This window comes from Rhizobacter sp. P3_B12 (genome assembly GCF_056402895.1).
Map to the genome: position 1 here is coordinate 1 of NZ_JBFUGN010000657.1, position 3504 is coordinate 3504.

At 65.8% G+C, this 3504-nt stretch carries 5 protein-coding genes; all 5 read left to right on the top strand.

Features of this window, described 5'->3' with window-relative positions; genetic code table 11:
* Positions 1-104 precede the first annotated feature (104 nt).
* The gene (locus AC1D01_RS25620; protein ID WP_477871373.1) at positions 105-584 is read left to right on the top strand and encodes a DUF6152 family protein; all 480 of its coding nucleotides are present in this window, start codon (positions 105-107) and stop codon (positions 582-584) included.
* 190 nt (positions 585-774) lie between these two features.
* Entirely contained in the window at positions 775-1962 is a 1188-nt protein-coding gene (locus AC1D01_RS25625) for an MFS transporter (RefSeq protein ID WP_477871375.1), read from the top strand.
* A 43-nt stretch (positions 1963-2005) separates the two neighbouring features.
* Entirely contained in the window at positions 2006-2392 is a 387-nt protein-coding gene (locus tag AC1D01_RS25630) for a VOC family protein (protein ID WP_477871377.1), read from the top strand.
* A 4-nt stretch (positions 2393-2396) separates the two neighbouring features.
* Positions 2397-2738: a hypothetical protein gene (locus tag AC1D01_RS25635; RefSeq protein ID WP_477871379.1), complete on the top strand. Its 342-nt coding sequence runs from the start codon at positions 2397-2399 to the stop codon at positions 2736-2738.
* 209 nt (positions 2739-2947) lie between these two features.
* The gene (locus tag AC1D01_RS25640; RefSeq protein ID WP_477871381.1) at positions 2948-3319 is read left to right on the top strand and encodes a CPCC family cysteine-rich protein; all 372 of its coding nucleotides are present in this window, start codon (positions 2948-2950) and stop codon (positions 3317-3319) included.
* The last annotated feature ends 185 nt before the right edge of the window (positions 3320-3504 follow it).

Here is a 3504-nt window from a genome sequence, read left to right on the forward strand (position 1 = left end):
GTGTGGTGGTCTGCGGCCGCTGGATCGCCTATTGAGGGGCGGATCACCGGCCGCCAGCCACCACCGCCCGCTTCGTGCCTCTTCTTCACCCACCGGAGACCGCCATGCCGTTGAGCCGCCGCCAGTTCGCCGTTCTCGCCGCCATCGCCCCCTGGACCGTGCGCCCCGCGTCGGCCCACCATGGGTGGGGCAGCTTCGATCAGGATCGCCCGCTGTACCTCGAAGGGACCGTGGTCACCAGCAAGTGGCAGAACCCGCATGCCGAACTGATCATCGAGCTGCCCGCCGGGCTCAAGCTGCCGGCCGACCTGGCCCGGCGCACGCTGCCGGCGCAGAGTGCCGCCGTCGACGGCCCCGCCCTGCTCGCCAAGGCCACGCTGCCCAAGCGCAGCGACCGGCGCTGGGAGCTGGAGCTCGCCCCGCTGACCCGCATGGAGGCCTGGAAGGTCGCCGAGATCCGCCCGGGTACGCGCGTCTCCGCCATCGGCTACACCGGCGCCGATGAAAAGGGCGACGCGGTGATGCGGGTGGAGTACCTCTTCGTGGGTGACAAGGCCTACGGGCTGCGATCGAGCCCGGCCTGACGGCACACGGCCGCTCGCCGGTTCGCTAACATCGCCCCACCCGGGCAGCCGACAAGCTGCCCGCCTCCACGTCGCCGGCTTCACCAGGCCCGACGGCGCATGACTCCTGTTGGACCCAGCACGAGCAGACCCAGGCCGCGCCAACCGCACGGCCCTCCGCCCCTCGGTCCATCCACGGAGTTCAGCCGCCATGCCATCACAGGCCTCCCCTCGCCTTTCGGTCCTGATTCCCCTTTCCGCGCTGGCCGTCCTGCCCATCAACATGTTCGTGCCGTCGTTGCCGAACATCGCCAGGGATCTCCACGCCGACTTCGCGCTCGTCAATGTCGCCATCGCGGGGTATGCGGTGGCCACCGCCGTCACGCACTTGATCGCGGGCGCGCTCTCCGACGGGTTCGGGCGCAAGCCCGTCGCGCTGCTCGCGCTGGCGATCTTCACGATGGCATCGATCGGCTGCAGCCTGGCGAACGACATCGTCACCTTCCTGGGGTGCCGGTTGCTCCAGAGCAGCGTCATCGCCGGATACGTCGTGTCGCTCGCCGCCATTCGAGACACGTCCCTCGAGGGCCAGGCCGCAAGCCGGATCGGCTACGTCTCGTCGGCATGGGCCGTGGCGCCGATGATCGGGCCCACGTTCGGCGGATTGCTCGATGCCCACTTCGGCTGGCGCGCCAATTTCATCGCGTTCGCAGCACTCGGGCTCGCGGGGCTGTATCTGGTGGCATTCCATTTGAGGGAGACGAACCACCACCGCACGCAGTCCATCGCGCTGCAATTGAGGGGCTATGCCGAATTGGCCCGCTCGCCGCGGTTCTGGGCGTATTCGCTTTGCATGGCCTTCGCCATCGGCACGCTGTATGTCTTTCTGGGCGGAGCGCCCCTGGTGGCGGCGCAGCTGGGCGAAACATCGAGCACGGCGCTGGGCCTTCACATGGGGATGGTTCCTGCCGGCTTCATCATCGGCAGCTACGTGGTCGGGCGCATCGGCGCACGCCACGGGGCCACCCGACTCATCCTCGCGGGCCGCGCGCTCACGTCCATCGGCCTGCTCGCGGGCCTGGCACTTGCCGCGGCAGGCTGGGCGCATCCGCTCGCCTTCTTCGGCCCTTGCGTGTTCGTGGGCCTGGGCAACGGGCTGACGATGCCGGTGGCCAATGCGCAAGTCCTGTCGCTGCGGCCCCAGCTGGCCGGCACGGCCTCGGGGCTGGCCGCCGCCGTGACCGTGACCGGCGCCGGCATCATCGCGTTTCTCTCGGGTTGGGTCGTCGATGCATCGAACGCCCGCGTTGCCGTGCTGGGCGTCATGTTGACGACGTCGGCACTGTCGCTTGCCGTGGCCTTGCTCATCGCCCGCACGCCTTGCGAGCGTCGACCGTGATTCCCGCTCGTGTCAAACTTCGGCGCAAGCAAAGGGGCACATCATGAAGCGCGTGACCGGCATCGGCGGCATCTTCTTCAAGTCCAAGGATCCGAAGGCGCTGGGCGAGTGGTATCGCCAGCACCTCGGGCTGGAGGTGGCGGACTGGGGCGGAGTGGCTTTCAAGTGGGTCACACCCGACAACCCGACGGGCACCGGCACCACGACCTGGAGTCCGTTCAAGGAAGACACCTCGTACTTCGCTCCGAGCACCGCGAGCTTCATGATCAACTTCCGGGTGCATGACCTTCATGCGCTGCTCGCCGCATTGCGGTCCGAAGGCTGCGCGGTGGACGACAAGGTCGACGAGTCCGAGTACGGGAAGTTCGGCTGGGTGCTGGATCCGGAGGGGAATCGCGTCGAGCTGTGGGAGCCGCCGCAGGGGCAATGAGGCCATGAAGAGAGAACCAACGTGGGTGCCGGTGTCTGCACTCGCTGGCTTCGTCGTCACTCGCTGGCAAGGCACGGAGATGGCACTGGTTGAAGGCGAGGTCGCCGAAGACGTGCGCTGGGAAGATCCGGGTATTCCGTTTCTGCAGTTGATCAATCTCGACTTGCAGTTGGCGAACGGACAGGTCTTCAGGCTGTTGTCCCAGCTCGAAGACGGGACCGGTTTTCACGGGCTCTACCTGATGGAGCTCGACGCGATGCCAGTGCTGGAGCGCCACGAAGACGCTCCATTCCTCTTCCGGGATCGACAGTTTCCGGAGTGGCCGGCGCGAGATCGAGATCACTGAACGCCGTCATGACGGTCCGAATGCCACGGCTGAAGTACGGCTCCTGCTGTCCGGGAATGAGCTCAGGCTCGTCGCAGGCGAAGTTCATGAGCAATCTGACGGGAGCCTGCACATCATCGAGTGCGACGAATCCATACTCGTGCAACTGAACGGCGCTCGGCCGTAGAAGCTCCCATGGCAAGCAAGCTGTATGAACCGATTTGTCGCACATGACCGATGAAGACGTGACACCCGAGGTCCTGCAAAGGCGCGCCACGTGGTTTGAGCGCTATGCCAGCGTGCTCGCCAGTTCGTCCGTGATCAAAGCCGCCGAAGCGGATCAGCAGCACAGATGCCCCTGCTGTCTGTTTCGGACTCTTCAGGAGCGCGGAGGATTCGAGATATGCGAAGTCTGCTTCTGGGAAGACGACGGCCAGGACGAGCACGATGCCGACACCGTTCGTGGCGGACCGAATGGCAGCCTCAGCCTGAGCGCTGCGCGGCAGAACTTTGCGATCTTCGGCGCGTGCGAGGAGCGCTTCAAGGACAAGGTCAGACCTGCAACCGCCGAGGAAGTGGCGGGAGGTGACGTGGCCAAGTGAAGCTTTGATGATTGAGGGGCTGTCAGGATTTCTGTGTGCGAGGCGGTTGAGATGAATTGGCTATTGGCCGACTCGCTTATCGACTGCCGTGCGCCGGCAGTGTGAATCGCTCTTCGTAGACCACAGCGAATTGGTTCATCGCGGGGCGCCACTCCTTGGCTGCGCGTCCCCAGTCAGCCGTGATG

Coding starts and splice junctions, on each gene's coding strand:
- AC1D01_RS25620 (WP_477871373.1), top strand. CDS start 105: ATGCCGTTGAGCCGCCGCCAGTTCGCCGTTCTCGCCGCCATCGCCCCC.
- AC1D01_RS25630 (WP_477871377.1), top strand. CDS start 2,006: ATGAAGCGCGTGACCGGCATCGGCGGCATCTTCTTCAAGTCCAAGGAT.
- AC1D01_RS25640 (WP_477871381.1), top strand. CDS start 2,948: ATGACCGATGAAGACGTGACACCCGAGGTCCTGCAAAGGCGCGCCACG.
- AC1D01_RS25635 (WP_477871379.1), top strand. CDS start 2,397: ATGAAGAGAGAACCAACGTGGGTGCCGGTGTCTGCACTCGCTGGCTTC.
- AC1D01_RS25625 (WP_477871375.1), top strand. CDS start 775: ATGCCATCACAGGCCTCCCCTCGCCTTTCGGTCCTGATTCCCCTTTCC.